The 26868-nt window shown below is 64.7% G+C and carries 27 protein-coding genes; 17 read left to right on the top strand and 10 right to left on the bottom strand.

Going from position 1 to position 26868, the window contains the following annotated elements; genetic code table 11:
* Positions 1-665, top strand: a 665-nt coding sequence (locus tag FJ424_RS27735; protein ID WP_140786386.1) for a DMT family transporter, incomplete at its 5' end; no start/stop codon positions are given.
* Here FJ424_RS27735 and FJ424_RS27730 read toward each other — a convergent pair.
* The gene (locus FJ424_RS27730) at positions 635-1486 is read right to left on the bottom strand and encodes a YihY/virulence factor BrkB family protein (protein WP_140645216.1); all 852 of its coding nucleotides are present in this window, start codon (positions 1484-1486) and stop codon (positions 635-637) included. The genes FJ424_RS27735 and FJ424_RS27730 overlap by 31 nt on opposite strands.
* A 58-nt stretch (positions 1487-1544) precedes the next feature.
* Here FJ424_RS27730 and FJ424_RS27725 point away from each other — a divergent pair, with 58 nt between their 5' ends.
* From FJ424_RS27725 to FJ424_RS27695, 7 genes are all read left to right on the top strand, one after another.
* Positions 1545-2411: an SDR family oxidoreductase gene (locus tag FJ424_RS27725; RefSeq protein ID WP_140658803.1), complete on the top strand. Its 867-nt coding sequence runs from the start codon at positions 1545-1547 to the stop codon at positions 2409-2411.
* 25 nt (positions 2412-2436) lie between these two features.
* The gene (locus tag FJ424_RS27720; RefSeq protein ID WP_140658802.1) at positions 2437-2628 is read left to right on the top strand and encodes a twin transmembrane helix small protein; all 192 of its coding nucleotides are present in this window, start codon (positions 2437-2439) and stop codon (positions 2626-2628) included.
* A gap of 19 nt (positions 2629-2647) precedes the next feature.
* The gene (locus FJ424_RS27715; RefSeq protein ID WP_140658801.1) at positions 2648-3229 is read left to right on the top strand and encodes a cob(I)yrinic acid a,c-diamide adenosyltransferase; all 582 of its coding nucleotides are present in this window, start codon (positions 2648-2650) and stop codon (positions 3227-3229) included.
* Positions 3230-3251: 22 nt separating this feature from the next.
* The gene (locus tag FJ424_RS27710; RefSeq protein ID WP_140658800.1) at positions 3252-4055 is read left to right on the top strand and encodes a rhomboid family intramembrane serine protease; all 804 of its coding nucleotides are present in this window, start codon (positions 3252-3254) and stop codon (positions 4053-4055) included.
* Positions 4056-4217: 162 nt separating this feature from the next.
* On the top strand, positions 4218-4967 hold the full coding sequence (locus FJ424_RS27705) for an electron transfer flavoprotein subunit beta/FixA family protein (protein WP_140658799.1): 750 nt from the start codon (positions 4218-4220) through the stop codon (positions 4965-4967).
* Between the two features lie 23 nt (positions 4968-4990).
* Complete coding sequence (locus FJ424_RS27700) at positions 4991-5920, top strand: electron transfer flavoprotein subunit alpha/FixB family protein (RefSeq protein ID WP_140658798.1); 930 nt, start codon at positions 4991-4993, stop codon at positions 5918-5920.
* 201 nt (positions 5921-6121) lie between these two features.
* Complete coding sequence (locus tag FJ424_RS27695) at positions 6122-7000, top strand: 3-hydroxybutyryl-CoA dehydrogenase (RefSeq protein WP_140658797.1); 879 nt, start codon at positions 6122-6124, stop codon at positions 6998-7000.
* A gap of 30 nt (positions 7001-7030) precedes the next feature.
* Here FJ424_RS27695 and FJ424_RS27690 read toward each other — a convergent pair whose 3' ends face one another.
* From FJ424_RS27690 to FJ424_RS27680, 3 genes are all read right to left on the bottom strand, one after another.
* The gene (locus tag FJ424_RS27690; protein WP_246677362.1) at positions 7031-9007 is read right to left on the bottom strand and encodes a PAS domain S-box protein; all 1977 of its coding nucleotides are present in this window, start codon (positions 9005-9007) and stop codon (positions 7031-7033) included.
* Positions 9008-9173: 166 nt separating this feature from the next.
* Positions 9174-9812 (bottom strand): NrsF family protein, encoded by a 639-nt coding sequence (locus FJ424_RS27685; RefSeq protein WP_140658795.1) that lies wholly within the window; start codon positions 9810-9812, stop codon positions 9174-9176.
* Between the two features lies 1 nt (position 9813).
* Positions 9814-10350: a sigma-70 family RNA polymerase sigma factor gene (locus tag FJ424_RS27680; RefSeq protein ID WP_140658794.1), complete on the bottom strand. Its 537-nt coding sequence runs from the start codon at positions 10348-10350 to the stop codon at positions 9814-9816.
* A 208-nt stretch (positions 10351-10558) separates the two neighbouring features.
* On the opposite strand from FJ424_RS27680, the gene FJ424_RS27675 reads away from it, so the two are divergent.
* The 5 genes from FJ424_RS27675 (at position 10559) to FJ424_RS27655 (ending at position 15218) form a co-directional block, all read left to right on the top strand.
* Positions 10559-11560, top strand: coding sequence for an iron ABC transporter substrate-binding protein (locus FJ424_RS27675; protein ID WP_140658793.1), 1002 nt, complete (start codon positions 10559-10561; stop codon positions 11558-11560).
* Positions 11561-11753: 193 nt separating this feature from the next.
* A complete protein-coding gene (locus tag FJ424_RS27670) occupies positions 11754-13310 on the top strand; it encodes an iron ABC transporter permease (RefSeq protein ID WP_246677364.1) in 1557 nt (518 codons plus the stop codon).
* The gene (locus FJ424_RS27665) at positions 13307-14389 is read left to right on the top strand and encodes an ABC transporter ATP-binding protein (protein ID WP_140658791.1); all 1083 of its coding nucleotides are present in this window, start codon (positions 13307-13309) and stop codon (positions 14387-14389) included. Before FJ424_RS27670 ends, FJ424_RS27665 begins: the two co-directional genes overlap by 4 nt.
* Positions 14390-14547: 158 nt before the next feature.
* Complete coding sequence (locus FJ424_RS27660; protein WP_140658790.1) at positions 14548-14823, top strand: AbrB/MazE/SpoVT family DNA-binding domain-containing protein; 276 nt, start codon at positions 14548-14550, stop codon at positions 14821-14823.
* Entirely contained in the window at positions 14820-15218 is a 399-nt protein-coding gene (locus FJ424_RS27655) for a type II toxin-antitoxin system VapC family toxin (RefSeq protein WP_140658789.1), read from the top strand. Before FJ424_RS27660 ends, FJ424_RS27655 begins: the two co-directional genes overlap by 4 nt.
* A gap of 3 nt (positions 15219-15221) precedes the next feature.
* Here the strand turns inward: FJ424_RS27655 and FJ424_RS27650 are convergent, their stop codons facing one another.
* The 5 genes from FJ424_RS27650 to FJ424_RS27630 form a co-directional block, all read right to left on the bottom strand.
* Positions 15222-16019, bottom strand: a complete 798-nt coding sequence (locus FJ424_RS27650; protein WP_140645201.1) for a phosphodiesterase — start codon at positions 16017-16019, stop codon at positions 15222-15224.
* A 22-nt stretch (positions 16020-16041) separates the two neighbouring features.
* Positions 16042-17151, bottom strand: a complete 1110-nt coding sequence (gene ugpC, locus FJ424_RS27645; RefSeq protein ID WP_140658788.1) for a sn-glycerol-3-phosphate ABC transporter ATP-binding protein UgpC — start codon at positions 17149-17151, stop codon at positions 16042-16044.
* A gap of 10 nt (positions 17152-17161) precedes the next feature.
* The gene (locus tag FJ424_RS27640) at positions 17162-18076 is read right to left on the bottom strand and encodes an ABC transporter permease subunit (protein WP_140645199.1); all 915 of its coding nucleotides are present in this window, start codon (positions 18074-18076) and stop codon (positions 17162-17164) included.
* Between the two features lie 7 nt (positions 18077-18083).
* Complete coding sequence (locus FJ424_RS27635; protein WP_140658787.1) at positions 18084-18968, bottom strand: ABC transporter permease subunit; 885 nt, start codon at positions 18966-18968, stop codon at positions 18084-18086.
* Between the two features lie 166 nt (positions 18969-19134).
* Positions 19135-20487: an extracellular solute-binding protein gene (locus FJ424_RS27630; protein WP_140658786.1), complete on the bottom strand. Its 1353-nt coding sequence runs from the start codon at positions 20485-20487 to the stop codon at positions 19135-19137.
* A 253-nt stretch (positions 20488-20740) separates the two neighbouring features.
* On the opposite strand from FJ424_RS27630, the gene FJ424_RS27625 reads away from it, so the two are divergent.
* Both FJ424_RS27625 and FJ424_RS27620 read left to right on the top strand, forming a co-directional pair.
* Positions 20741-21781 (top strand): endonuclease/exonuclease/phosphatase family protein, encoded by a 1041-nt coding sequence (locus FJ424_RS27625; RefSeq protein ID WP_140645196.1) that lies wholly within the window; start codon positions 20741-20743, stop codon positions 21779-21781.
* Between the two features lie 161 nt (positions 21782-21942).
* Entirely contained in the window at positions 21943-24384 is a 2442-nt protein-coding gene (locus FJ424_RS27620) for an EAL domain-containing protein (protein ID WP_140658785.1), read from the top strand.
* Between the two features lie 5 nt (positions 24385-24389).
* Here the strand turns inward: FJ424_RS27620 and FJ424_RS27615 are convergent, their stop codons facing one another.
* Entirely contained in the window at positions 24390-25073 is a 684-nt protein-coding gene (locus tag FJ424_RS27615; protein WP_140658784.1) for a TlpA disulfide reductase family protein, read from the bottom strand.
* Between the two features lie 33 nt (positions 25074-25106).
* On the opposite strand from FJ424_RS27615, the gene argH reads away from it, so the two are divergent.
* Positions 25107-26507, top strand: a complete 1401-nt coding sequence (gene argH / locus FJ424_RS27610) for an argininosuccinate lyase (protein WP_140658783.1) — start codon at positions 25107-25109, stop codon at positions 26505-26507.
* 129 nt (positions 26508-26636) lie between these two features.
* Positions 26637-26843 (top strand): lipoprotein, encoded by a 207-nt coding sequence (locus tag FJ424_RS27605; protein ID WP_127253283.1) that lies wholly within the window; start codon positions 26637-26639, stop codon positions 26841-26843.
* Positions 26844-26868: the final 25 nt, after the last annotated feature.

Raw genomic sequence — 26868 nt, 5'->3', positions numbered from 1 at the left:
GTGCCGTCTTCTGGGCGATCCACAGGGGCATGCCGGCGGGTCTATCGGCGCTGATCGTCGGCCTGCAGCCGCTGATCACGGCGGTGCTTGCCGGCAAATTCCTCGGCGAGGCGATCCTGCCGCGCCATTGGGCCGGCCTCGCCGTCGGCCTTCTCGGCGTCGTCATCGTGCTCTGGCCGAAGCTCGGCGCACTTGGCGGCGGCGTCACGCCGGCGACGCTGACGGCCTCGCTCGTCTCCGTGCTCGGCATGAGCGCCGGCACCATCTGGCAGAAGCGCTATGCCTCCGGCGGCGATCTGGTGTCGGCGACGATGTGGCAGTATGTCGGCGGCTCCGCGGTGATGATCCTGGGCTCGCTCGCTTTCGAGACGCGCGCCGTCACCGTCAATGGCGAGCTGATCTTCGCCATGGCCTGGCTGGTCCTGGTGCTGTCGATCGGCGCCATATTCCTGTTGATGGTGATGATCAGGGACGGCGAGATGTCGAAGGTCGCCTCGCTGTTCTACCTCGTGCCGGCCGTAACCGCGGTCATCGCCTGGGTGCTTTTCAACGAGCGGCTCAACCTGCTGCAGATCGCCGGCATGGCGATCGCCACGCTCGGCGTCGCCCTGGCAACCGCCAGATCTAACGGGGTTCAACCGACGCGCGCGCGCGCCTCCAGATAGCGGCTGATCGCGGCGTTGAGCTCGCCGCCCAGGATGAAGATCGCCGAGATGATGTAGAGGAACACCACCGCGATCATGATCGAGGCGAGCCCGGCATAGGTCGTCACATAGGACGAGAAATGGTCGAGATAGGTGGCGAAGATCGTCGACCCGACCAGCCAGGCGACCAGCGTGAAGACGATGCCCGGTATGATCGAGACGAAGCGACGCTTGCCGGCCGGCAGCCAGATATGCACCGAGAACAGCCCGATGACGATGACCGTCGAGGCGATCACGTAACGCCAGATGGTGATCGTTCCCATATAGGGCTTGATCCATTCCAGATGCGCTTCCGCCAGCCGCGCGAGCAGCGGCGCGAACACCAGAAGCACGCTGATGGCGAGGAAGCAGGCGGTGGCGATCAGGACGAAGATGATGCTCTGCACCCTGCGGTGGACGATGCCGCGCGTCTCGGTGACGCGATAGGCGCGGTTGAGCGAGGTGCGCAGCGCCTCGATGCCGTTCGAGGCGAAATAGGCCGCAAGCAGCACGCCGTAGGTCAGAAGGTCGGTGCGCCGCACGGTGAGCACGTTCTGCACCTCATGCGCGATCGGCTTGGCGATCTGCTCGGGCCAGGTGTCGAAGACCAGATGCACGGCCGTGTCGGCGAAGGCGCGCGCGCCGAGGAAGCTGCCGAGCGTCGTGGCGAAGATCAGGAACGGAAACAGCGCCATCAGCGAGGTGATCGCCAGATGGCTGGCCATCGCCCAGCCGTCATCGGTGTTGAAATGTCCAATTGCATCGTAGAGCACGCGCTTGAGGGCAACGATATTCCGCAGCAAGGACCCGCGCTCCGCTCGATTGTGTCGACGCCGCGAATATGGGAAGGGATTGCGGCAAATGGCAACCCCAGGTCCCACAACGCGCCCCGCCGCCAAGGAGTTGCGCACCGTCATCGTCACCGGCGCCTCCTCCGGCATCGGCGCCTACTGCGCGCGGGCGTTGAAGGCGGAAGGCTGGCGGGTGTTCGCCACGGCGCGCAAGCCGGCCGATATTTCGGTCCTCGAGGCGGACGGCATAGAGGCGTTCTACCTCGACTATCGAGAACCTCAATCCATCGCCACCTTGGTCGATGCGGTGCTGGAGCGTACCGGCGGCACGCTTGACGCGCTCTTTAACAACGGCGCCTACGCCCAGCCCGGCGCCGTCGAGGACCTGCCGGTCGCGGCACTTCGCGAGCAGTTCGAGGCCAATTTCTTTGGCTGGCATGATCTCACCCGGCGCATCGTGCCGGTCATGCGCAGCCAGGGGCACGGCCGGCTCGTCCACTGCTCCTCGATCCTTGGGCTGGCTCCGGTCCGCTTCCGCGGCGCCTATTCGGCCTCCAAGCACGCCATCGAAGGCCTGATGCTGTGCATGCGCCAGGAGCTCGAAGGCAGCGGCATCCATCTTTCCCTCATCGAGCCGGGACCGGTGGCCTCGAAGATCGCCAGCAATGGTCTGCCCTGGTTCCTGAAAAACATCGATGTCGAGAATTCCGTCCACCGCGCCGACTATCAGGCGCAGCTCGCCCGGCTTCAGGCGGGCGGCAGCGTGTCGAAGCTGAAACCAGGGCCGGAGATCGTGCACAGGGCGTTGCGCCACGCGCTTCTGTCACAGCGCCCGCGCCCGCACTATGTGGTAACGGTGCCGGCCAGGATCGGTGTGGCGCTGAAACGCGTCTTGCCGGCATCCTTGCTTTATCGCGTGCTCGCCAGGCGCGCCTGACCGAACCTGAACCGGAGCCCGCCAGATGCTCATCACCTTGAAGATCCTCGCCGTCATCGCCATGGCCGCCGTGGTGATCGTGCTGGTCCGCGGTCTGATCAACATGATGCGCGGCGGCTCCGGCATCACCTCGAACAAGCTGATGCAGACGCGCATCATGCTGCAGGCCGTGGCCTTGGCGCTGCTGTTGCTGGTGGTGTATTTCACGCGCAAATAGCGCGGCTGAGGGGGATCGCGTGGTCAAGCTCAACAAGATCTACACCCGCACCGGCGACGACGGCACGACAGGGCTCGGCACCGGCGAGCGGCGGCTGAAATCCGACCTGCGCGTCGATGCCTACGGCACCGTCGACGAGGCCAATGCCTGCATCGGCATGGCCCGCCTTCACACCGGCGCGGCGCATCCCGCGATCGACGCCATGCTGTCGCGCATCCAGAACGATCTGTTCGATCTGGGAGCCGACCTCGCCGTGCCGGACGATGGCAAGCCCTTGGAATACGAGCCGCTGCGCATCGTCGCCACCCAGACCGACCGCGTCGAACAGGATATTGACGCGCTCAACAAAAGCCTGCGGCCGCTGAAATCCTTCGTGCTGAACGGCGGCACGCCGGCGGCCGCCGCGCTCCATCTGGCCCGCACCGTGGCGCGCCGCGCCGAGCGCCTGATGGTGGCGCTGGCGCAGGATCCGGCCGAGCATGTCAACCGCGAGGCGCTCAAATACATCAACCGTGTCTCGGATTTCCTGTTCGTCGCCGCCCGCGCGGTCAATGACAATGGAAAGGCCGACGTGCTATGGGTGCCTGGCAAGAACCGCTGAACTTTGGGGGCGGGAGGGTCCGATGTTCATCCCGCTTTACGACACCAACAGGCTGCGCCACATCCGCCTGCAATATGTGACGATCGGCCTGATCGTGGCGAACGTGCTCGTCTATCTGGCGACCATGCTTGGCGGTGAAAATTTCACCAATGCCGCGGTTCTCGGTCTCGGCTTCATCCCGTCGGTGGTTCACGACAAGGTCGAGCTCTCGCCCGAATTCGTCGTCATCCCCGAGAGCCTGAGCTACCTCAGCTATTCCTTCCTGCATGCCGACATCTTCCATCTCGGCGGCAACATGCTGTTCCTCTGGGTGTTCGGCGACAATGTCGAGGATGCGCTCGGCCACATACGCTACCTGATCTTCTATCTCGCCTGCGCCGTCGCCGGCGCCTTCTTCCAGGGGTTGGTGGCCTGGGATTCGCAGGTACCGTTGATCGGCGCCTCCGGCGCCATCGCCGGCGTCGTCGCGGCCTATCTGATCCTCTACCCCCGGGTGAAAGTCTGGGTGCTGGCCTTTGCCCGCATTCCGCTGCGCATCCCGGCCTTCATTCCGCTGATCCTGTGGATCCTGTTCCAGATCGTGATGTTTGCCGCGGGCGGCGAGGACCAGATCTCCTGGGCCTGCCATATCGGCGGCATCATCGCCGGATCGATCCTGGTGCTGGTGCTGCGCAGCCGCGGCGTGCCGCTACTGGCCGGCGCCGACGGCGAGCCGGATCCGACGCCCAATGTCCAGCAGGCGCCTGTTCCTGTCGAACCGGCCGCTGGCGACCCGGCCCAGCCGGCGTCGCAATGGGGCCGTGGAGCAGCGACGCCCCGCGACTGAACCGATTTGGGTGTGTCGTGGGATATTGACGCGCCGATTTGCCGCCACTACGGAAACGGCACCGTTGGGCGGATATTCCGCCCGTAATGTCGGCTTTCGACAACTCTGACCGGGCGCACGCTGGTATAGCGCCCCGACTATCTCAGGAGAGGTGACAGGAAAATGAAGATCCTTGTGCCCGTGAAGCGGGTTGTGGACGCCAACGTCAAGGTCCGGGTGAAAGCCGATGGACTGGGCGTTGAGCTTGCCAACGTCAAGATGGCGATGAACCCGTTCGACGAGATCGCGGTCGAGGAAGCGATCCGCATCAAGGAAGCCGGCAAGGCGGAAGAGATCATCGTCGTCTCGGTCGGCCCGCAGCAGGCGCAGGAGACGCTGCGCACCGCGCTCGCCATGGGCGCCGACCGCGCCATCCTGGTGAAGACCGACGAGCAGACCGAGCCGCTGGGCGTCGCCAAGGTGCTGAAGGGCGTGGTCGAGGCCGAGGCGCCCGGCCTCGTCATCCTCGGCAAGCAGGCGATCGACGACGATTCGAACCAGACCGGCCAGATGCTGGCGGCACTGCTTGGTTGGTCGCAGGGCACCTTCGCGTCCAAGATCGTGCTCGAAGGCGATCATGCCAAGGTGACGCGCGAAGTCGACGGCGGCCTGCAGACGGTGGAGCTGAAGATGCCGGCGATCGTCACCGCCGACCTGCGCCTCAATCAGCCGCGCTATGCCTCGCTGCCCAACATCATGAAGGCCAAGAAGAAGCCGCTCGACGAGAAGAGCCCGGCCGACTACGGCGCCGACGTCAAGCCACGCCTCAAGGTGGTCAAGACCGAGGAACCGAGCGGCCGCAAGGCGGGCGTCAAGGTGAAGTCAGTGGCCGAGCTCGTCGAGAAGCTAAAGAACGAAGCCGGCGTGCTCTGAGCGGTCAGGAAAGGATAAAGAAAATGGCAATTCTCCTCATCGCCGAACACGACAACGCAAGTCTTTCCGACCAGACAGCCAAGGCGCTGTCGGCCGCGCTGCAGATTGGCTCCGATGTCGACGTGCTGGTCGCCGGCAAGGGCGCCAAGGCTGCCGCCGACGCCGCCGCCAAGCTGAAGGGCGTCCGCAAGGTGCTGCTCGCCGAGGCCGACGAGCTTTCAGAACGCCTCGCCGAGCCGACCGCGGCTCTCATCGTCTCGCTGGCTGGCGGCTACGACACGATCGTCGCGCCCGCCACCTCGTCGGGCAAGAACGTCGCGCCGCGCGTGGCCGCCCTTCTCGACGTCGCCCAGGTGTCCGAGATCATCGAGGTCGTCTCGCCCGACACCTTCAAGCGGCCGATCTATGCCGGCAACGCCATCCAGACCGTGCAGTCGACCGACGCCAAGAAGGTCATCACGGTGCGCACCGCATCCTTCTCGGCGGCGCCGGAAGGCGGCTCGGCCTCGGTCGAAACGGCCAACGCCGCCGCCAATCCGGGCCTCTCCTCCTTCGTCGAGAACAAGCTCTCCGAGAACGATCGGCCGGAACTGACTTCGGCCAAGATCATCATCTCGGGTGGCCGCGCGCTCGGCTCCTCGGAGAAGTTCCAGGAAGTCATCCTGCCGGTCGCCGACAAGCTCGGCGCCGCCGTCGGCGCCTCGCGTGCCGCGGTCGACGCCGGCTACGCGCCGAACGACTGGCAAGTCGGACAGACCGGCAAGGTGGTCGCGCCCGACCTCTACATCGCCGTCGGCATCTCCGGCGCCATCCAGCACCTGGCCGGCATGAAGGATTCGAAGGTCATCGTCGCCATCAACAAGGACGAGGAAGCCCCGATCTTCCAGGTTGCCGACTACGGCCTGGTCGGCGATCTCTTCGTCATCCTGCCGGAGCTGCAAAAGGCGCTTTGACGCAGCCGGTTCCGGCATATTAAAATCCGAAGGGTGGGGTAGACGAAGTCGCCCCGCCCTTTTAGTTTGCACTGCACAAAAAGCGGGCCATCGAGGCCTGAAGCCAATCCGGCGATTTTGCGTCCGGATTGCAGGAAATAAACAAAAAGGAGCGTTTCCGCGCTTCAAAGAAGCGGAAATGCTCAGGACGGGATCGGGGTAATGAGCAAGATCGAGACGATCGGCATTGTCGGCGCGGGTCAGATGGGTGGCGGTATCGCCCATGTCTCGGCGCTCGGGGGCTACAAGGTCCTGATCCACGACGTGTCGCCCGACCGGATCGAGAAGGGCATCGCCACCGTCAGCGGCAACATGGCGCGCCAGGTCGGTTCCGGCAAGCTGGAGGAGACGGCGCGCAACGAAGCGATGGCGCGCATCTCCGCCGCCCCGGCCATGGCCGACCTCGCCGCCGCCGACCTTGTGATCGAAGCGGCGACCGAGGACGAGACGGTCAAGCGCAAGATCTACGCGCAGCTCTGCCCGCAGCTCAATCCGGAAGCGATCCTGGCGACCAACACCTCGTCCATCTCGATCACCCGGCTTGCCGCCCAGACCGATCGTCCCGAGCGCTTCATTGGCATACATTTCATGAACCCGGTGCCGGTGATGAAGCTGGTCGAGCTGGTGCGCGGCATCGCCACCGAGGACCAGACCTTCGAGGCGGCCAAGACCTATGTGAAGCACCTCGACAAGACGATCACCGTTTCCGAGGATTTCCCGGCCTTCATCGTCAACCGCATTCTGCTGCCGATGATCAACGAGGCGATCTACACGCTCTACGAAGGCGTCGGCACGGTCGACGCCATCGACACCGCCATGCGGCTCGGCGCCAACCACCCGATGGGACCGCTGCAGCTCGCCGACTTCATCGGCCTCGACACCTGCCTGTCGATCATGCAGGTGCTGCATGAGGGCCTGTCGGATTCGAAATACCGCCCCTGCCCGCTGCTGGTGAAATATGTCGAGGCCGGCTGGCTCGGCCGCAAGACCGGCCGCGGCTTCTACGACTATCGCGGCGACCATCCGGTGCCGACGCGCTGATCTTCGCCGGCTGAACCCTTTCGGCGCGGCTCAGGAGGCCGCGGCAAGCGGCGGAGGCCGCACGACGCCTTTCGAAACATCCTCGGTCGAAACTTCGTCGGGTGCCGCCGAAACGCAGCCGCGTCCTGCCGCCTTGGCGGCATAGCAGGCGGCGTCGGCGCGGGCGATGATCTCGTCCACTTCGCCGCAACCGGCGCGGATCGGCGCGAGCCCGATGCTGGCGCCGATCGAATGCGGGCGCCCGTCCCAGCTGAAATTGAGGTTGCGGATGGCGTCGATGATCGAGCGCGCCGCGATCGGCCCACGCGCCGCGGCGCCCGATTTGAGGATGACGGCGAACTCGTCGCCGCCGAGCCGCGCGACGATGTCTTCCGGGCCAAGCACATTGCGCAGGGCGTCGGCCACGCGCTTGAGCAGCGCATCGCCCGCGGCATGGCCGCCGGTGTCGTTGACCGCCTTGAAGTGGTCGAGGTCGACGAACATGAACTGATGCTCGCCGCCATTGAGACGGCACTGGTCGACAAGTTCCTCCATAGTGCGGATGAAGCTCGAGCGGTTGGCGAGCCCGGTCAGCGCGTCATGGGCGGCGGCGTAGGCCAGCTGGCGCTGCAGGGCGCGCGCGTCGGTGAAATCCTGGAAGACGATGACGAGGCCGCAGAACTCGTCGCGGTCGTTCATCATCGGCGACGCCACCTGGCGGATGCTGCAGCGCGTGTCGTCGCGCCGGACAAGGACAGCCCGCGTGTTCTGGTCGCAGTGCGGCCGCTCGCTCGTCGAAGGGCGCGTCAGCCCGATCCTCTGTCCGCTTTTCTCGTCGACCGCCCAATAAACATGGCCGAGCACCTTGCCCATAGCCTCGCCAACGTCAACTCCGGTGAGCTTTTCGGCAACCGGGTTCATGAAGGTGACGCGATTGGCGGCATCGGTGCAGATCACCGCGTCGCCGATCGACTGCAGCGTCACCCTGAGACGTTCCTTCTCGTCGGCCAGCATCGCCGCCGAGACCATCAGCCGCGCCTCGGCCTCTTTGCGCTCGGTGATATCGGTCAGGCTGCCGATGGCCTGGACCAGCCGGCCCTCGCCGTCACGCTCGATCACCTTGCCGCGGTCGAGGATCCAGACCCAGTGGCCGTCCTTGTGCCGCATCCGGAACTCCGCCTCGAAAAAGGCCGTCTCGCCGGCAAGGTGCGCGCGATCCGCCTCGGCGACGCGCTCGCGATCGTCGGGGTGGATCATGGTCAGCCAGCGGTCGGGGTCGCCGTCGAGCTCGCCGTCGGCATAGCCCAGCATCTTCACCCAGGTTTCGGAATAGGTCGTGCCGCCCTTGCGCATATCGAGGCTCCAGATGCCCTGCCCGGCACTGGTGAGCGCGAAATTCCATCGAGTCTCGGCCTCGGCGATGCGCGCCTCGGCCTGCCTGCGGGCGTCGATGTCCTCGATCTGCGACACCAGATAAAGCGGCTTGCCTGTGTCCTCGTCGCGGATGACCGAGCCGGCAAGCTGCGCCCAGACCGGAGTCCCGTCTTTCCTGAGGTAGCGCTTTTCGAAATGGTAGGAGCTGATCCGGCCTTCCCGCACGTTCATCATCGTCTCGCGGCCGATCGAAAGATCGTCCGGATGCGTGATCTGCGGGAAGGTCAGCGCCTCGATCTCCGCGCGGCTGTAGCCGAGCATGGCTGCGAAGGCAGGGTTGGCCTGCTGGATGCGACCGTCGAGGCCGACAATGGCGACGCCGATCGCCGAATCCTCCATGGCGCGGCGGAAGCGTTGCTCGCTCTCGGCTATCTGCCGGCGATCGTCGACGATGCGGTGAATGAACAGCGCCGACAAAAACAGCGTCGCGGCGGTGATGGCGACGGATATCTGCAGGCAGAGCCTCAGCGCGTCGCCGCCCAGTTCAAGACGCGGCAGCAGGATCGACACGGCTGCGGCAACCAGGCCGACCACCAGCAGACCCTGCGCAGCGTGCCTGTCGGCACGGAGCCCTTTCCAGTTCAACCACGCCACGATGCGATCCCACCCAACACGCAACTGCACGTTGCCACAACCCTGGCGGATCGGTTTTAAGGAATGGTTGCGTGGACGTTGGCGATCACTCCGCTAACCGGCAAACAATTGCCGGCATGCTTAAGGTACTGTTTCCAAACTCTACCGAAGAATCGGTGTGTGGCGGCTACCAGCGTACGAAGAGCCGGCCGCCGATGGCTCCGAGCAGCGTCAGGAAGGCGATCGCGACCGTATACCAGGTAGCGACGAAGAGCGGTGAATCGTCGAAGCAATGCGCGGCATAGAAGGTTGCCGCGAGCCCGCCCGCGAGCAGGCCGGCGACGGCGCCGGCAAGCACCGGCCGCGTCGGCGCGCCGTAACGCAGCATGCCGAGGAAGATCGCCAGCGGACCGATGCCGATCAGCGGGATGAAGCTCATGCAGATCATCATGTTCGTGCCGACGAGCCGCTTGCCCCAATCGGCCTCGGGCACGACAAATAGCTCGAGGATCACGGCCAGCACGACCAGAAGCGGCGCGGCGATCATCCAGGCCATTGCCCGCCTGGTCGAAGCACCCGGCATCGACAGCGCGCGGATCAGCGCGAAGGCGCTGACCGCAAGCACCAGCGTGAACAGGAATTTCGACATGAAGCGCATCGTGTGCATGGCCAGCATGATGTCGGGGCGCGGCCCGATGGTCCCAAAGAAAACCACCGCCGCGATCACCACGGCCACGCCGACCGCCAGCCACCAGGCCTTGCCCATCGGCATCGCCTTGTCGCGGGCATCGGCGTCGAGCGCCTTGATGAGATCCTCGGTCCTCATGTCACTGTCGTCCAAATCTTTTTGCGATCGCGGCGAGGCCGCGATGCAGCGAGACCCGCACCGCCGTCTCGCTGATGCCGAGCTTGGCCGCCGTCTCGCCGATCGACTGCCCGTCGACCGAGATCGAGGAGACCACCGAGCGTTGCGCGGGCGGCAACCCGTCGAGCGCCCGGTTGATATCGCGCTCGCTCACCGTCTCCGCCTCCGGCTCGGCGAAGGTTTCGGCGATCTCGTCGATCTCGACCTCGATGCGCCGCCCGCGCCTGCGGAACGCGTCGATCAGCTTGAAGCGGGCGATCGCATAGATCCAGGGCAACACCGGCGCATCCGGCCGCCAAGTGTGGCGTTTCACATGAATGGCCAGCAAGGTTTCCTGCACGACATCCTCGGGGTCGACCCCGCCCTGAACGATTTTGCGCCGGACAAAGCCGCGAACGAGGGTGGCGACCCGGTGCAGAAAGTCGGCATAAGCCCTTTCGTCTCCACCGATCGCGACCCTGAGCAGCCGGGAAAGCTCGGCCTCGTCCTTGCCGGTCACAAGAGTTTACCCCCAGATGTTCGCGTCTCGGCCTTGGTTTGTTACGTGGCCGGCGAAATAATGTCCAAGCCAAACTACCGCAAAATCACGAAAGTTTGCGGCATGGCGACCGATTGAAGCAGGGTCACAATGTTGACTACAATAATCAGGTATTGATAGGTGCAGCCGTGCCCGAACCACTCTGTCTCCAGATTTGAGGATGATGCCCATGAAGATTGCCCTTTCCACGCTCGCCACCGCGCTGGCGATCGGCCTGATCGCCGCCCCGGCCATGGCCGAGGATCAAGGCATCATCGTGTACAATGCCCAGCATGAGAGCCTCGCCAAGGAATGGGCGGCGGGCTTCACCAGGGAAACCGGCATCAAGGTCACGTTGCGCAACGGCGGTGACAGCGATTTTTCCAACCAGATCGTCGCAGAGGGCGCGGCCTCGCCGGCCGACGTGTTCCTGACCGAGAATTCGCCGGCCATGGCGCTGGTCGAGGCGGCCGGCCTGTTCGCGCCGGTCGACGCCGATACGCTGGCGCAGGTTCCGCAGGAATACCAGCCGTCGAGCGGCAAGTGGGTCGGCGTCGCCGCCCGCAGCACCGTCTTTGCCTACAACAAGGACAAGCTCAAGGAAGACCAGTTGCCCAAGTCGCTGCTCGATCTTGCCGATCCGAGCTGGAAGAGCCGCTGGGCCGCTTCGCCGTCCGGCGCCGACTTCCAGGCCATCGTCAGCGCGCTGCTGCAGATCAAGGGCGAAGCCGCCACCGCCGACTGGCTGAAGGCGATGAAGGCGAACTTCACGGCCTACAAGGGCAACTCGACGGTGATGAAGGCGGTCAATGCCGGGGAGATCGATGGCGGCGTGATCTACCACTATTACTATTTCGGCGATCAGGCCAAGACGGGCGAAAACAGCGGGAATGTCGCCCTGCACTATTTCAAGAACCAGGACCCGGGCGCCTTCGTTTCGGTGTCGGGCGGCGGCGTGCTGGCTTCCAGCAAGCATCCGAAGGAAGCCCAGGCATTCCTGAAGTGGGTGACCGGCAAGGGCGGCCAGGACGTGCTGAAGACCGGCACGTCCTATGAATATGCGGTCGGCAACGGTGCCGAGTCCAACCCGAAGCTGGTGCCGCTCCCCGACCTGCAGGCGCCGAAAGTCGATCCGGCGACGCTGAATTCCAAGAAGGTTATCGACCTGATGACGCAAGCCGGCTTGCTTTAGTTCGCGTTGGTCCTAAAAGGGCAAACGACCGTGCTCCCGCGGCAATTCGCCTTCCGCGGGAGCGTTTTTGTTTGGAGATCGCCTCGTCGATGACAGTCGACTGCGCTTCGATCCGCCTGAGTGGCACATCGCACCGCTTCCGCCGGCAGGCGGAGGCGACCCGGCGGCCTGCCTGATGCAGTCGGCGATCGACATGACGCCGGCAAGACTGCCGGCGGCCGGGATGAAGAAGCACCGGTCCATCTCGTGGATCACGCTCGCCGCCGCTCTGATCGCGCTTATCGCGCTGCTGCCGCTCGCCTTCATCGTCTGGGTGGCGATCCAGACCGGCTGGGATACCGTGGCGGCGCTGATCTTCCGCCCGCGCGTCGGCGAATTGCTGGTCAACACCGTGCTCCTCGTCGTTGTCGCCGTGCCGATCGCCATCGTGCTGTCGGTGGCGCTGGCCTGGCTGACCGAGCGCAGCGACCTGCCAGGTAACCGCTGGTGGTCGTGGCTTTCGGTCGCGCCGCTCGCCATTCCCGCTTTCGTGCACAGTTATGCCTGGATCAGCTTCGTTCCGGGCCTGCACGGGCTGTGGGCCGGCGTGCTGGTCTCCGTCATCGCCTATTTCCCTTTCCTCTACTTGCCGATCGCCGCCGCGCTGCGCCGGCTCGATCCGGCGCTGGAGGACGCGGCCGCGGCGCTTGGTCTTGATCCTTGGCGGGTTTTCGCGCGCGTCGTGCTGCCGCAGCTCAGGCTCGCCATCTGCGGCGGCTCGCTGCTGGTCGGCCTGCATCTTCTGGCCGAATACGGCCTCTATGTCTTCATCCGCTTCGACACCTTCACCACCGCGATCGTCGACCAGTTCCAGTCGACCTTCAACGGTCCGGCGGCCAACATGCTGGCCGCCGTGCTGGTGGTCTGCTGCCTTTTCCTGCTCGCTCTCGAGGTGATGATACGCGGCGAGGAGCGCTATGCCCGCGTCGGTTCCGGCGCCGCGCGCCAGCAGCAGCGCGCTCGCCTGGGCCGCGCCACCTTGCCCTGCCTGCTTTTGCCGGCGGGCGTCGCGCTGCTGTCGCTCGGCGTGCCCTTCGTCACGGTCAGCCGCTGGTTGATCGCCGGCGGCACGGAAGTCTGGCGTTGGGACGAGATCGGCCTGGCGCTCGGCCAGACGTTGTTCCTCGCCATCGCCGGCGCGGTGCTTGCAACGATTGCCGCCATGCCGATGGCCTGGATCTCGATCCGCGCGCCGGGACGGCTGCAGCGACTGCTCGAGAGCTGCAACTATATCGTCGGCGCGTTGCCGGGCGTGGTCATCGCGCTGGCGTTGGTGACCATCACCGTGCGCGTCGCGCTGCCGCTCTACCAGACGCTGTTCACCATCCTGTTCGGTTACGCGCTGATGTTCCTGCCGCGCGCGCTGATAAGCTTGCGCGCCTCGATCGCACAGGCGCCGGTGGAGCTGGAGCGCGCCGCTTCCAGCCTCGGCCGTCCGCCGGTCAAGGCGCTGTGGTCGACGACAATCCGTCTGTCGGCGCCGGGTGCGGCGGCCGGCATGGCGATGGTGGCGCTCGGCATCACCAACGAGCTCACCGCCACTCAGATGCTGGCGCCCAACGGCACCCGCACGCTGGCGATGGCCTTCTGGTCCTACAGCGGCGAGATCGACTACGCCTCCGCCGCCCCTTATGCGCTGATCATGGTGGCGATGTCGTTGCCGATGACCTGGTGGCTCTACGTCCAATCGAAGCGGATGGCCGGACGATGAGCTTTCTCGAACTCAGTGGCGTCGCGAAGAATTATGGCCCGGTGGCGGCGCTCGCCGGCGTCGACCTGGCTGTCGAGAGCGGCAGCCGCACCGCGATCGTCGGGCCGTCCGGCTGCGGCAAGACAACCTTGCTCAGGCTGATCGCCGGCTTCGAGGCGCCGGACCGCGGTCGCATCGCGCTCGACGGCAAGGTGCTCGCCAATGGCGGCGCGGCCGTGCCGGCGCATCGCCGTGGCATCGGCGTCGTCGCGCAGGACGGCGCTCTGTTCCCACATCTCACCATTGCCGACAATATCGGTTTCGGCATCGCTCGGAATGCCGATAGACGAGCCGAGCATATCGTCGAGCTCGCCTACATCGTCGGACTGGACAAGGCGATCCTGAAGCGGCGGCCGCACGAGCTTTCCGGCGGCCAGCAGCAGCGCGTGGCGCTTGCCCGCGCCATGGCCATGAAGCCCAGGCTGATGCTGCTCGACGAGCCGTTCTCGGCGCTCGACACCGGGCTTCGCGCGTCGATGCGCAAGGCGGTGGCCGAGCTTCTGGAAGAGGCGGGCATCACCACCATACTGGTCACGCACGACCAGGCCGAGGCGCTCTCCTTCGCTAGCCAGGTGGCGGTGATGCGCGACGGCCTGTTCTCGCAGGTCGGCACGCCGCGCGAGCTCTATTTCCAACCCAGGGACAGGATGGTCGCCGAGTTCCTCGGCGACGCCATCATCGTGCCGGCGAGGATCGTGGACGGTTTTGCCGTGTCGCGGCTCGGCCGCATCGCGGTCGACACAAAGGAACGGCGCGATGTCGCGCGCATCATGCTGCGGCCCGAGCAGGTCCTGCTCAAGCGGACCTCGCGCGAGGGCATGTCCGGCACGCCGGACATGCTGTTCGGCGAAGTGACGGACTGCGAGTTCGCCGGCTCGGTCTGCACCGTCGCGGTGCGGCTGCTCAACAGCCCGGATCCGCCCGACGCCGCTGCCATCGGGAACACGCCGCTCGTCCTGCGCAGGACAGGCATGGACGCGCCGGCTGTAGGCGAGATCGTGCGCCTCACCTTCACCGGCAAGGCACATGTCTTTGCTTGATCTCCGTCTTGAGAATAATGCAATATTGCATTATTTTTAGCACTTGAGCAATTCCAGGAAAAGTGTGAGCGGTTTTCCGTCAGGAATTGCGACAAAAGAAGGAGATAGAGCGGTTCGCCGTTTCCGTGGAACGGTGAACCACTCTAGCAGGCTACATCATGACGACTTTGACTGTTACCGCACGGGGCCAGGTCACATTCCGGAAGGACGTGCTCAAGCACCTTGGCATTCAGCCCGGCGACAAGATCAGGCTTGATCTTCTGCCTGGTGGACGGGCGGAGCTGAAAGCTGACCGGGGCAAGGGCTCGTGGCAAGAGCTGAGCGGGATGCTCAAGGGCAAAACGAACGGCGCACGGCTTTCGATCGAGGAGATCAACGATGCGATCGCCGGCGCCGGTGCTTCGAGCGGGATGCGCGGAATCGAGCGCAAGTGAAGATCAACCTCGACACCAACGTGCTGTTGCGCCTTGTTGTCGGAGACGACGAAGCGCAGCAACGGACAGCAGCCGAGACCCTGGAAGGGGCCGAGTTGGTCGCGATCAGCGTTCAAGCGCTCTGCGAGTTTGTTTGGGTGCTGGATAGAAGTTACCGGGTTGCGCGGCCGGACATATCCGCTTCGATCCGCCGCATCCTCGATATGCGCAATGTCGTAGCCAACCGACCAACGATCGAAGCGGGCCTGGCTGTGCTCGACGCTGGTGGAGATTTCGCGGATGGCGTGATCGCGTTCGACGGTCAGTGGCTCGGTGGCGAAACCTTCGTGTCCTTCGATAGGAAAGCGGTAAAGCAGGTCGATGGGCAGGGAACGTCCACACTGTTGCTCGGGTGATTTCTACCGCACGCGCTGTCCCGTCGCCGGCGACCATAGCGGCCATTGCTCGAGGAAATCGCAGCTGTGGATGACGACGCGCTGGCTATCGATCAGGATGATCGAATAGGCGGGCGGCGCCTGCTCGACAACCTCGTCGCCGACGAGATCGAGCATGAAGCGGGCATGCAGGCCGCGCTGCACCGAGAAGGGGATACCGGCGACAGTGCCGGCGATGTCGCGGTGGACATGGCCGAAGAAGATGTAGCGGACATTGCCGTGGCGGGTCAGCACATCGAGTAGCCGCTGCGGCTGTTCGAGGCCGAGCGGGTCGAGCAGCGTGAGCCCGAGTTCTACCGGCGGATGATGCAGGAAGATATAGGCCGCCTTGCCTGCCGCCTCGCCAAGCCGTGCATCGAGCCAGGCAAGCCGGTTGTCGCACAACTCGCCGGTGACACGGCCTTCCGCCAGGCTGTCGAGAAAAACCAGCCGCCCCTCCGGCGTGTCGAAAACCGATTGCGCGAAGCCGTTGCCGTCGGTTCCATTCTCGGGAAAGGCGGCGATGAGATTGGCGCGCCGGTCGTGGTTGCCGGGCAATAGACGGTAAGGCACGGTCAGCCGGCTCAGCGCCGCCTTCAGGTCGGCATAGCTCTCGGCCTCTCCGTCATCGGTCAGGTCGCCGGTGAAGATGCAGAGCGTCGCATCGCTGTGACGTTGATTGATATGATCGATGCATCGATCGAGTCGTTCATTCAGGTTCGCGCCGTAGCGTATCTCGCGCCGACGACCGAGATGGACGTCGGTGACCTGGATGATTTTCATTGCATGAACCCTCAAATCAAATTCACAACGTCGCCGGAGCCGGTTCCGGCACCGAGGCCTTGAACACGTCGAGCCTGCCACCCGTCTCCGAGGAGAAGAAGTGCAGGTCCGATTCGGCGAACTGCAGGCCGATCGTGCTGCCCGGTTCGGGGTGGACGGTCTCCGACGTCACGATGGAGAAAGGCGCGCCGTCGAGATCGACATAGACGACGCGGCCGGCGCCCAACTCTTCGATGAGATCGACAGTCGCCGCGAGCGCTCCCGGCGTGCCCGGCGCCACCATGCGCACCGCCTCCGGCCGAATCCCGACCGCGACTTTCGCGCCCACGGGAACGCCCGTGCGCGACACATTGAGCTTGCGGCTGCCGCCGAGCAATGACAGCCCGTCGAGCGTGACGGTGCCTTCGAGCATGTTCATCGCCGGCGCGCCGACGAAGGTGGCGACGAAGCGGCTTGCCGGGCGGCTGTAGACTTCCGCCGGCGTGCCGACCTGCTCGACGCGACCGCCATTCATCACCACCAGCCGGTCGGCCAGCGTCATCGCCTCGACCTGGTCATGCGTGACGAAGACCGAGGTGGCGCTGAGGCGCCGGTGCAGCTTGCGGATCTCGGAGCGCATCTGCACGCGCAGCTTGGCGTCGAGGTTGGAGAGCGGCTCGTCGAAGAGGAACACCTTCGGCTCGCGGATCATGGCGCGGCCCATGGCGACGCGCTGACGCTGGCCGCCGGAGAGCGCCATCGGCTTGCGGTCGAGCAGGTGCTCCAGCTCCAGGACGCGCGCCACCGCCTGGACGCGCTGGGTGCGCTCGGCCGACGCAACGCCGGCTACCTTCAGCGAATAGCCGATATTCTGTGCCACGCTCATATGCGGGTAGAGCGCGTAGTTCTGGAACACCATGGCGCAGCCGCGCTCGCGCGGCTCGAGCCTGTTGACCACCGTGCCGTCGATCGCGATCGTGCCGTCGGAAATCTCTTCCAGCCCGGCGATCATCCTGAGCAGCGTGGACTTGCCGCAGCCCGACGGCCCCAGGATGACGACGAATTCGCCCGAGGCGAAGTCGAGGTCGACGCCGTGCACGACCTGCGTCTTGGCGTAGTTCTTCTTGACGCCGCGAATGGTGATGGAGGCCATTTTTGTCTCCCTATTTTTCGGTGGCGATCAGGCCGCGCACGAACCAGCGCTGCATCAAGACCACGACGATCAGCGGCGGCAGCATGACGATCAGCGTGCCGGCCATGGCGATATGCCATTCCGGCGCGCCGCCGACATTGGGTATGAGCTGCTTCAACTCGGTCACCGCCATCGCATGTGACTGGTCGGTGGTGATGAGCAACGGCCACAGATACTGGTTCCAGGCCCACAGGAACATGATGGTGCCGAGTGCCGCCATGTTGTTGCGCGACAGCGGCAGAAGGATGTCGACGAAGAAGCGCAGCGCGCCGGCGCCGTCCATGCGCGCCGCCTCGGTCAACTCGTCCGGCACGGTCAGGAAGAACTGGCGGTAGAGGAACGTGCCGGTGGCGGTGGCGACCAGCGGCAGGATCAGGCCGCTATAGGAGTTGAGCAGTCCCAGGCTGAGCGAAACCTGCACGCCCGAGACCTTTTCGATCAGCCAGGAGAGGCCGGTCAGGTCCATGATCGCCTGATAGGGCTCGAGCACGTTGGCGACCACCGCGTAGGTCGGCACGATGCGCACCTCGAGCGGCAGCATCAGCGTGATGAAGATCAGCCAGAACATCAGCATGCGGCCGGGATAGCGGAAATAGACGATCGAGAACGCGGTCAGCGCCGAGATGATCACTTTGCCGGCGGCGACGCCAAACGCCATGATGAAAGAGTTGAGCAGCTTCGGACCGAGATCGGCGGTCGTCCACGCCGTCTTGATGTTGACCCAGAAATCGCTGCCCGGCAGCAGCGACATCGGCACGTCGTTGACGTCCTTCAGATTGTGCGAGGCGGCGATCGCGACGATAGCAAACGGCGCCACGCAGAATACGAAGCCCGCGAACAGGATCAGATGCGTGAAGAAATTGAGGATCGGGGTGCGCTCGACCATGGCCGCCTCACCGGTAATGCACGCGCCGCTCGATAAAGCGGAACTGAACGATGGTAAGGGCGATGATGAGCAGCATCAGGATGATGCTCTGTGCGGCGGCGCCTGAATAATCCAAACCTTTGAAGCCGTCGGAATAGATCTTGTAGACCATCAGATTGGTGGCGTTGGCCGGGCCGCCGGCGGTCATGATGTCGACGATGCCGAAGGAGTCCTGGAAGCTCTCGGTGATGTTGATGACCAGCAGGAAGAAGATCGTCGGCGTGATCAGCGGGAACTGGATATCCCAGAAACGCCGGATGACGCCCGAGCCGTCCATCGCCGCCGCCTCGATCAGCGAGCGCGGAATCGCCTGGAAGGCGGCGAGGAAGAAGATGAAATTATAGCCGACATATTTCCAGGAAAAGGCGATGATGATCGAGGCCATGGCGTCGGCGCCGTCGAGGCCCGGGTCCCAGAAGCCGGGCCAGGCTCGGTTGACGACGGCCATGAAGCCGGCTTCCGGCGCCAGGATGAAGCGAAATGCCAGCGCAAGCGCCGGCGCGGCGATGCCGTAGGGCCAGATCAGCACCACGCGATACAGCCATGAGCCGGCAAGTTGCCGGTCGGTCAAGGCGGCGAGCACCAGCGCGATTGTCATCGCCAGACCCGTGCTGATGCCGGCGAAGATCATGCTGGCGGTGATCGAGTCCCAGTAGCTGGCGTTGGACAGGATCGAGCGGAAATTGTCGAGCCCGACCCAGATATTGCCGCCGCCCCAAGGCTGCTGCAGCGTCAGCGACCAGTACACGGCCTGCCCGGCCGGCCAGTAGAAGAAGGTGAAGATCAGGAAAAGCTGCGGCACGGCGAACAGGATGCCGATCGTCCATTTGCTGAAAGTGACGCGTTTTTCCATCGATCCGCCGATGTCGTTGAACCGCCAACCCGCTCTCGCGGCACAAGACTAAAGCATGTCTCCCGAAAGTGGGAACCGGTTTCGGGACAAAGACATGCGTAAATCAAAACCCATAGGAAATGGCCGCCCGTCGATGCTCGGCGGGCGGCCGTTCCAGTATCCGGGATCAGGGCAGGGTCTTACCCGGATAGGTCTGCTGGAAGCGATCGAGGATCGCGTCGCCATTCTTGACCAGCGCGTCGAGGCCTTCCTGCACGCTGACCTTGTTGGCGAAGATCGCCTGCATCTGGGTGCCGAACTCGGCGCGGATCTGGGTGAAGTTGCCGAGGCGAACGCCGCGGGTGATGTCGGTCGGCTCCGACGCGGTCAGGCTGGCGATAGCCACTTCGCGGCCCTTATAGGGCGCCTTGTCGTAGAAGCCGTTGGACTTCATGAAATCGAAGCCCGACTTCGTCACCGGAATGTAGCCGGTGTTGGTCGACCAGAACAAAGCGGTCTTGGGGTCGTGGATGAAGTTGAGGAACGCGGCCGCGCCCTTGTATTCGCCGTCCGACTTGCCCGACAGCACCCACAGCGAAGCGCCGCCTACCAGCGAATTCTTGCGCTCGGTGCCGGCATAGACCGGCAGCTCGGCGACGTCCCAGTTCATGCCTTCCTTCTGCGTGCGGCCGACCGTGCCGTGGTCGCCGACCGAGGTCAGGATGAGCTGGCAGGTGCCGGTGGCGAAAGCCTGAACCATATCCTGGCCGAGGTCCTTCGACTTGATCTTGACCAAGCCGGCGTCATACCACTTCTTGAGGTCGGTGACGTACTGGACGAACTTGGTCTTGTTGACTTCGAGGCGGGCGTCGAGGCCGTCATAGCCGTTGTTCTTGGTGGCGACCGGCTGGTTGTGCAGCGCCGAGAACTGCTCCATCAGCTGCCAGCTTTCGTTGGCCGAGATGTTGATCGCCATCGGGCAATCATAGCCGGCGTCCTTCAGAGCCTGGAGGTCGGCGGCGACATCTTCCCAGGTCTTCGGCGCCTCGGTCTTGCCGATCTTGGCGAAGGCGTCCTTGTTCCAGTACATCAGCGCGGTCGACGAGTTGAACGGGAAGGACAGCATCTCGCCCTTCGACGTCGCGTAATAGCGCGCGATGCCTGGGAAATAGTCGCTGTAGTCGATCTTGTAGCCGTTTTCTTCCATCAGCTTGTCGGCGGGCTTGTAGGCGCCCGACAACATCATAGTGGCGGTGCCTACGTCATAGACCTGGACGACGGTGGGCTGCTTGCCGGCGCGGAAGGCGGCGATCGTGTTCTGCAGCGTGGCGTCGTAATTGCCCTGGCTGGTGCAGACGACCTCGTAGTCCTTCTGGGATTCGTTGAAGTTCTTGCACAGCGTATCGACGACGCGGGCGAGATCGCCGGAAAGACCGAACCAGAAATCGAATTTGACCGGCTCCGCAAAAGCAGGAACCGCGAGCGCGCTGCTGAGCGCGCCGGCGGCAAGGGCGGCAAAGCCCCGCTTGATGATCGTCATGGTTTTTCCCTCTTGATTGGCAGTGTGACAAGGGTTTTGCGCAAGTCCTTGCCCGCTCTCATAGAGAAGGTATGTGACAGTTCTGTTGTGGCCCTTGGACCGGTAAGCGGTTCCTGTGGACAGCCAGTCTCTCCTCCCCTGGCAGCGGTCGCGCCGGCATGAAAACGTCACATCGGCGCTCTAGGAAGCTAGGGCGCCTCGAAGCGCCGAAAAGGCCTTCCGTGATTAACCGGCTAACTGGATGAGAAGAGACATGCTGGTCCCGCAGCTCACGCACGTGCCTGTCGCCGCCCGCAACGCGATGCGGAACGGACCGCGCGACAGCGCCACCCATCTGCGCCACGCCGCCGCCGTTCCCGCCCTGGGCGAGATCGAGATCGGCGGCCAGGCGACGCGGGAGAGCGTCGGCGGGAGCCTGACCGTCATGGCCTGGAACGTCGAGCGGCTGCGCCATGTCGATGCCATCGCCGCAACGATCGCCGGCCGGGCGCCAGACGTCGTGCTGCTGTCCGAGGTCGACAAAGGCATGGCCCGCTCCGGCAACGGCCATCTGTTGAGCCGGCTTGCCGATCGTCTGGGCCATTCCTACGCCTATGGCGTCGAGTTCCTGGAACTCGGCACCGGCAATGAGACGGAGCAAGTGGCAAATGGCGGCGCCGAGAACACGGAGGGCTTCCATGGCAATGCCGTAACCAGTGCCGTTCCGCTGCTGCGGCCTTTTCTCATTCGCCTGGACGCGGCCGGCGCCTGGTTCCTGCCGGAGCACGGCCAGCCGCGCATTGGCGGCCGCATGGCGCTTGGCGGGCAGGTGATGGTCGGCGACCATCGGGTCACCGTCGTTTCGGTGCATCTCGAAAACCGCACCACGCCTGCCGGCCGCGCCGACCAGACGCGCCATCTCCTCGACGCCATCGACAGGTATGACGCGGAGGCGCCGGTCCTGATCGGCGGCGACTTCAACACGCTGACCGCCACATACCCGGAACGCAATGACGATCCTGCGGCGTGGCTAAAGCGCGTTGCCGCCGAACCGGACCGGCTGATGTATCCGGAGCGCCATGAGCCTTTGTTCGCGGTGTTTGCCGGGCATGGCTACGACTGGAAGACGGCCAATGCTTTCGACAAGCCCACCCAGCGGCGCGCGGTCGGCGACTTGACGCCAGCCGGCCATATCGACTGGTTCTTCACCCGCGGCCTCACGGCAAGCGCGCCGGCGACGCTGCCGGCGGTATTGCCGGACGGCAGCCCGAGCGCCGATCACGAGGCGCTGGTGGTCACGGTGCGGGTGAAGTAACGGCCTGCCGGATCGACACAATCGATCCCGAGATCGTTCCGGCGCATCAATACAACCTGGAAAGCACGCAACGGTTGCGGGCAGCATAATCGATTCTTCAGCCGTCCGGTCCTAATCAATCATGTTGCCTTGATTGATGGGGGAAGATCAGGTGAAGCAAGATGCTGACCGTCTATAATTGCATCGTGAACGAGCACGACCTGAGACTGGTGGCACTGGCCGCGCTCATTTGCGGAATCTCCTGTTTCTCCGCCGTCAACCTGCTTCGCCATGTCGACCAATCGACGAGCCGAAACCGTCATGTGTGGTTGCTGATTGCAGCCGCGTCGACCGGCTTCGGCATATGGGCGACGCACTTCATCGCCATGATCGCCTTCACGCCGGGAATACCCAACGCCTACAACGCCGAGCTTTCGGTGGCTTCGCTGGCGATGTCCGTCATCCTGACCGCGGCCGGTATGTGGATCGCGACGGTGCGCCGTAGCATCGACCACTGCCTCGTCGGCGGCGCCGTGCTCGGCATCGGCATTGCGGCGATGCATTATACCGGCATGGCGGCTTTCGAGGTCGAAGGCCGGATCGTCTGGAACCAGTTGCTGGTCGCCGCGTCGTTGGCCTCGGGTGTAACGCTTGCCGCGCTCTCCATGCTTGTCGTGCTTCACCGGCCGTCCACACAGGCGACGGTCGCCGGCGCTGTCCTGCTCACGCTGGCGATCTGCACGCTGCATTTCATCGCCATGGCCGCCGTCTCGATCTATCCGGACTCCTTGATCGAGATCTCGAAATTCACGATTGCGCCGATGTCGCAGGCCTTTGCCGCCGCGGCGGCAAGCCTCGTCATCCTGGTGCTGTCGGCCACGGCGCTGTGGATCGACCTGCGCTTCCGCCGCCACAGGACAGAGGCGGAGCGTATGCACGGCCTCGCCAATGCCGCCGTCGAAGGCCTCATCGTCTGCGACGGCAGCCGCATCGTCAGCGCCAATGACAGCATCGCTGCGCTGAGCGGTGTCGCCGCCGGCACGCTGAACGCGATGACGCTGGGCGACCTGTTCGGCGAGCGGATTGCTTCCGCCGTCGCCGCCGGCAACGGGCAGGCGCAGGAGGTCGACCTGCGCGGCCAGGATGACAGCCGGATTCCGGTGGAACTGATCGCCAGGAGCATCGACTATTGCGGCAAGCCGCACCTGGTCGTTGCCGTCCGCGATATTCGCGAGCGCAGGAAGGCCGAGCAGGAGATCATGCGCCTCGCGCATTACGACCCGCTCACCGGGCTTGCCAATCGCCGCAACTTCACCGGCCGCCTGGAAGCCGAGATCGCCGCGTCCGCGGAAGGCGGCAAAGACGGCCAGTTGGCGCTCATGCTTCTCGATCTCGACCGGTTCAAGGAAGTGAACGACCTCTTCGGCCACGCCGCCGGCGACGCCGTGTTGCAAAAGGTGGCTCACTGCGCCTCCGGCGTGCTGCGCCAAGGCCAGATGCTGGCCCGACTCGGCGGCGACGAATTCGCCATCATAGCCCCTAGTCTTCCCGACCCGCAGGCGGCCGGCCGCATTGCCGAAGCGGTGCTTTCGGCGCTGCGTCAGGAAAACCGGCTGTCGCCCGGCGGCATGGTTTCGGCCAGCATCGGCATCGCGCTCTACCCGCTCGACGCCGACGAACAGGCGGCGCTGATCAGCCATGCCGACACCGCGCTCTATCGCGCCAAGGCCGAGGGCAAGGATACGTTCCGCTACTTCGAGGCCTCGATGGGCGCCGAGGCGCGAGACCGGCGCATCATGGAGCAGGACCTGCGCCAGGCCGTGGCGCGCGGCGAATTCCGGCTCGTCTACCAGCCGCAGAAGGAAATCAGCAGCGGCAGGATGGTCGGCTTCGAGGCCTTGCTCCGCTGGCAGCATCCCGAACGCGGAGAGGTTCCGCCCTCGGTGTTCATCCCGGTGGCCGAGGATAGCGGTTCGATCGCCCAGATCGGCGAGTGGGTGCTGGCGACGGCCTGCAACGAGGCCGCGACATGGAAGAACCCGTTGACGGTCGCGGTCAACGTCTCGGCGGTGCAGCTTCACAACCTCGATTTCAGCCACCGGGTGCATGAGGTGCTGCTTCGTTCAGGCCTGGCGGCGGGCAGGCTCGAGCTCGAGATCACCGAGACGGCGCTGGTGAAGGACATGCCGCGGGCGCTGGCCACCTTGCGGCAGATCAAGGCGCTCGGCGTGCGGGTGGCGATGGACGATTTCGGCACCGGCTATTCGTCGCTGTCCAACCTGCGCGCCTTCCCTTTCGACAAGATCAAGATCGACGGATCCTTCATCAAGTCTGTCGACCGCAACGACCAGGTGGCGACCATCGTGCGCGCCGTGCTGGGTTTGGGGCGCGGCCTCGGCCTGCCGGTCCTGGCCGAAGGCGTCGAGACGCTGGACGAGCTGCGCTTTCTCGATGCCGAGGATTGCGACATCGGCCAGGGATATTATCTCGGCAGGCCTGGCCCGATCGAGGCGTTCGGCGAGCTGACCGGCGTTCCGGCCGCCGATGACGGCGTCAAGCCTGCCGGTAGGAGCGGCGGCAGCATCCTGATGCTCGAGCCTGCCGCGGCGGCGCGCTCAGCCTGATACGATCAGGGTTCGAGCGCCGCCTCCACCAGCCGCTTGGCATCGGGGCTCGACCACTCGGCCGGGCCGTTCATATGCGCGATCAGGCAGCCATCCGCGTCGATCAGCATGGTGACCGGAAGCCCGAGCGCCAGCCCGCGCGTCTTGACCTCGTTGAACAGCGCGATCGTCGGGTCCCGGTAGAAGCCGAGCGTTTGAACGCCGATCTCGTTGAGGAACTTCTTCGGCTTCGTGTCGTCGCCAGTGTCGACATTGACCGCGACCACCTCGAAAGCATTGCCGCCTTTTTCCTTCTGCAGCGCATCGAGCGCCGGCATCTCGGCGCGGCACGGCGCGCACCATGTCGCCCATAGATTGAGCAGCACCGTCTTGCCGGCATGGTCGGCCAGCGTCATCGGCTTGCCGTCGGGGCCGTTGAAGGCCAGGCTCTTCAGCGACTGCGGCGGGTCGGCCGGCTGCAGCGCGGCCACCTGGCCGACGGCCTTGGCGGCGACCTGCTTGGCGCGCCCGGCCTTGGCCGCGCAGGCGGCGTCGTCCTTGCCGGCAGCCGCTGCGACCTTCTCGGGAGCGTTGTTGCCAGAACCGCTCTCGCTGACATATACCGCGACCGCGCCCGCCAGCACGCCCGCCAGCAAGGCGGCCAGGATGAGGCGCGTAGCCGGAAAAAAGAATCTCTTGCCGTCTGCCATTTTCAAAACTGCTCCGGAGCACGGGTTATAGCGATGAGCGACAAGAAGGCCAGCAACCAGATGTGGGGCGGACGTTTTGCCTCGGGTCCGGCCGCGATCATGGAAGCGATCAACGCGTCGATCGGCTTCGACCGCAAGCTCTATGCGCAGGACATAAGCGGATCGATCGCCCATAGCGAGATGTTGGCCGAAACGGGCATTATTTCGGCGGCAGATCAAGAAAAAATCGCTCACGGGCTGAACACGATCCTGAAAGAGATCGAGGCCGGCACGTTCGAATTCTCGACCAAGCTGGAAGACATCCACATGAATGTCGAGGCCCGCCTTGCCGACCTGATCGGCCCGACGGCGGGACGCCTGCACACCGCCCGCTCGCGCAACGACCAGGTGGCGGTCGACCTCAGGCTCTGGGTCAAGCAGGAATGCCAGCGCGTCGCCCGGGCGTTGAAGGACCTGATCGCCGCGTTGCTCGAACGCGCCGAGGAACATGCGGCGACCGTCATGCCCGGCTTCACCCATATGCAGGCGGCGCAGCCGGTGACTTTCGGCCACCATTGCATGGCCTATGTCGAGATGTTCGGCCGCGACCTCGCGCGCGCCCGCGACGCCATCGAGCGCATGGACGAAAGCCCGCTCGGCGCGGCGGCCCTTGCCGGCACAAGTTTCGGCATCGACCGCCACATGACCGCGAAGGCGCTGGGCTTCCGCGAGCCGACGCGCAATTCGCTGGACAGCGTTTCGGATCGCGATTTCGCGCTCGAATTCCTGAGCCTCGCCGCGATCTGCGCGACGCATTTGTCCAGGCTCGCCGAAGAGATCATCATCTGGTCGACGCCGCAATTCGGCTTCCTCCGCCTGTCGGATTCCTTCTCCACCGGCTCCTCGATCATGCCGCAGAAGAAGAACCCGGACGCCGCCGAACTGGTGCGCGGCAAGACCGGCCGCGTCAACGGCCATCTCGTCGGCCTGCTGACCGTGATGAAGGGCATGCCGCTGACCTATGGCAAGGACATGCAGGAAGACAAGGAAGCGGTCTTCGACGCTGCCGAGACGCTCGACCTGATGCTGGCGGCGACCGCCGGCATGGTGCGCGACATGACCGTCAACGCCGCCGCCATGAAGAAGGCCGCCGGCGCCGGTCACGCCACCGCGACCGACCTTGCCGACTGGCTGGTGCGCAATCTCGGCCTCCCCTTCCGCGAGGCCCATCATGTCACCGGCCGCGCCGTGGCGCTTGCCGAGGAGAAGAAGGTCGGGCTGGAAAAGCTATCGCTGGACGACCTGCGCTCGATCCATCCAGGCATCACCGACGACATCTTTTCGGTGCTTGCCGTGCAGAATTCGGTGAAGAGCCGCACAAGCTTCGGCGGCACCGCGCCGTCGGAAGTGCGAAAGCAGATCCGCTATTGGAAAAAGCGGCTCGCCAAGGCTTAATGCATGTCGCCCAGAACTGTGCAGCGGTTCTGGGACAACGACATGCATCAAAGCAATTGCCGGGATGCAAAGCGCTGAAAACTCGGCTAAAAGCGGCGTCACAAGAAACAGTTTCGAACGGATGGATCGATGACCCGTAGCAGGATTTTGGTGACGCTGGCGCTGCTGGCGGCGGTTGTCACCGTCACGGCCTGCGGCAGGAAGACCGGCCTCGACACGCCCTATGAGGCGGCGGAGCAGGCGCGCAAGGATGCGGAAAAGGCCAAGCAGCCGGTGCCGCCCGAGCCGGAAAAACCGGTCAAGGACAGGAAGTTCATCCTCGATCCCCTGCTCTAGAGCCGATGAGATCGACCCGATCTCA

The organism is Mesorhizobium sp. B3-1-8 (assembly GCF_006439495.1).
GTDB lineage: Bacteria > Pseudomonadota > Alphaproteobacteria > Rhizobiales > Rhizobiaceae > Mesorhizobium.
Note: the sequence above shows the minus strand (reverse complement) of the source record. Positions and strands in the feature narration are given on the sequence as shown.

Excerpts from the sequence above, each read along its gene's own strand:
- FJ424_RS27725 (WP_140658803.1), top strand. The coding sequence starts at position 1,545 with ATGGCAACCCCAGGTCCCACAACGCGCCCCGCCGCCAAGGAGTTGCGC.
- FJ424_RS27720 (WP_140658802.1), top strand. The coding sequence starts at position 2,437 with ATGCTCATCACCTTGAAGATCCTCGCCGTCATCGCCATGGCCGCCGTG.
- FJ424_RS27710 (WP_140658800.1), top strand. The coding sequence starts at position 3,252 with ATGTTCATCCCGCTTTACGACACCAACAGGCTGCGCCACATCCGCCTG.
- FJ424_RS27705 (WP_140658799.1), top strand. The coding sequence starts at position 4,218 with ATGAAGATCCTTGTGCCCGTGAAGCGGGTTGTGGACGCCAACGTCAAG.
- FJ424_RS27700 (WP_140658798.1), top strand. The coding sequence starts at position 4,991 with ATGGCAATTCTCCTCATCGCCGAACACGACAACGCAAGTCTTTCCGAC.
- FJ424_RS27695 (WP_140658797.1), top strand. The coding sequence starts at position 6,122 with ATGAGCAAGATCGAGACGATCGGCATTGTCGGCGCGGGTCAGATGGGT.
- FJ424_RS27685 (WP_140658795.1), bottom strand. The coding sequence starts at position 9,812 with ATGAGGACCGAGGATCTCATCAAGGCGCTCGACGCCGATGCCCGCGAC.
- FJ424_RS27675 (WP_140658793.1), top strand. The coding sequence starts at position 10,559 with ATGAAGATTGCCCTTTCCACGCTCGCCACCGCGCTGGCGATCGGCCTG.
- FJ424_RS27670 (WP_246677364.1), top strand. The coding sequence starts at position 11,754 with ATGACGCCGGCAAGACTGCCGGCGGCCGGGATGAAGAAGCACCGGTCC.
- FJ424_RS27665 (WP_140658791.1), top strand. The coding sequence starts at position 13,307 with ATGAGCTTTCTCGAACTCAGTGGCGTCGCGAAGAATTATGGCCCGGTG.
- FJ424_RS27660 (WP_140658790.1), top strand. The coding sequence starts at position 14,548 with ATGACGACTTTGACTGTTACCGCACGGGGCCAGGTCACATTCCGGAAG.
- FJ424_RS27650 (WP_140645201.1), bottom strand. The coding sequence starts at position 16,019 with ATGAAAATCATCCAGGTCACCGACGTCCATCTCGGTCGTCGGCGCGAG.
- ugpC (WP_140658788.1), bottom strand. The coding sequence starts at position 17,151 with ATGGCCTCCATCACCATTCGCGGCGTCAAGAAGAACTACGCCAAGACG.
- FJ424_RS27640 (WP_140645199.1), bottom strand. The coding sequence starts at position 18,076 with ATGGTCGAGCGCACCCCGATCCTCAATTTCTTCACGCATCTGATCCTG.
- FJ424_RS27635 (WP_140658787.1), bottom strand. The coding sequence starts at position 18,968 with ATGGAAAAACGCGTCACTTTCAGCAAATGGACGATCGGCATCCTGTTC.
- FJ424_RS27630 (WP_140658786.1), bottom strand. The coding sequence starts at position 20,487 with ATGACGATCATCAAGCGGGGCTTTGCCGCCCTTGCCGCCGGCGCGCTC.
- FJ424_RS27625 (WP_140645196.1), top strand. The coding sequence starts at position 20,741 with ATGCTGGTCCCGCAGCTCACGCACGTGCCTGTCGCCGCCCGCAACGCG.
- FJ424_RS27620 (WP_140658785.1), top strand. The coding sequence starts at position 21,943 with ATGCTGACCGTCTATAATTGCATCGTGAACGAGCACGACCTGAGACTG.
- FJ424_RS27615 (WP_140658784.1), bottom strand. The coding sequence starts at position 25,073 with ATGGCAGACGGCAAGAGATTCTTTTTTCCGGCTACGCGCCTCATCCTG.
- argH (WP_140658783.1), top strand. The coding sequence starts at position 25,107 with ATGAGCGACAAGAAGGCCAGCAACCAGATGTGGGGCGGACGTTTTGCC.
- FJ424_RS27605 (WP_127253283.1), top strand. The coding sequence starts at position 26,637 with ATGACCCGTAGCAGGATTTTGGTGACGCTGGCGCTGCTGGCGGCGGTT.